Raw genomic sequence first — 893 nt, 5'->3', positions numbered from 1 at the left:
AAACTACGCGGTGATCAACTACACCTGCGAACCCGCCGTTTCGGACGAGCTTGACCGCGTCTTGAACCTGAGCGAGTCGATCATCAGGACCAAGATCCTTCGTAAGGACGTCAAGTAAGCCCCAGCGGGCCACGTTGAGCCGCGCAGGATTTCATTCGGGGGTCAACCAGGGAAAGGCACGAAGATGGCAGGGGATACGAGCATCACGGTGGGGGGTAATCTCACCGCCGACCCGGAGGTGCGCACCACCGGCAACGGCGGTACGGTAGCCAATTTCACGATCGCCTCGACACCGCGGCAGTACAACCGCAACTCGGGGCAGTGGGAGGACGGCGAAGCCCTCTTCCTACGTTGCTCGGCCTGGGATTCCACCTATGCGCCGATGGCTTCGAACATCCAGGCCAGCCTGACCAAGGGCATGCGCGTCATCGCCCAGGGTCGTCTGACCCAACGTTCCTACCAGGACCGTGAAGGCAATAATCGTACGGTCATGGAGATGCGCGTCGACGAAATCGGTCCGGCCCTGACCCGCAACACCGCACAGGTCACCCGCAACTCGGGTGGGGGCAACGGCGGTGGTGGCGGTCGCGGAGGTTTCGCCGGCTCTTCCCAGGGCGGCGGTTATCAAGGCGGTTACCAGGGTGGTGCTTCGGCCCCGGCCACCGGCGGGCAGCCCCAGGGCGGCCAGCAGGCTGCCCCACGGCAGCAGCAGGCCCCGGCCCAGGATCCATGGTCCACCCCGGCCTCCTCGGGCAACTCCTTCGGTTCTTTCGGTTCCTCCGACGACTTCGGTGGCTCCGGGGACGAGCCGGAGTTCTGAGCACCGTGGTCCGGCTCCTGGTCGGACCCCCCAATCGCAATCATTCGTAATGTGTTGTAAGGAGTACATATGT

The 893-nt window shown here is 63.9% G+C and carries 2 protein-coding genes; both read left to right on the top strand.

What is annotated here, in order from left to right; all coding sequences use genetic code 11:
* Window positions 1–118 (top strand): 30S ribosomal protein S6 (locus CRD60_RS08185; protein ID WP_201737254.1); only part of this gene is annotated, 118 nt, incomplete at its 5' end.
* A 66-nt stretch (window positions 119–184) separates the two neighbouring features.
* A complete protein-coding gene (locus CRD60_RS08180) occupies window positions 185–820 on the top strand; it encodes a single-stranded DNA-binding protein (protein ID WP_113860785.1) in 636 nt (211 codons plus the stop codon).
* The last annotated feature ends 73 nt before the right edge of the window (window positions 821–893 follow it).

It is taken from the genome of Bifidobacterium aemilianum (assembly GCF_003315635.1).
Lineage (GTDB): Bacteria > Actinomycetota > Actinomycetes > Actinomycetales > Bifidobacteriaceae > Bifidobacterium > Bifidobacterium aemilianum.
The sequence above is the reverse complement of the archived record's forward strand: the minus strand, read 5'-3'. Positions and strand labels throughout refer to the sequence as shown.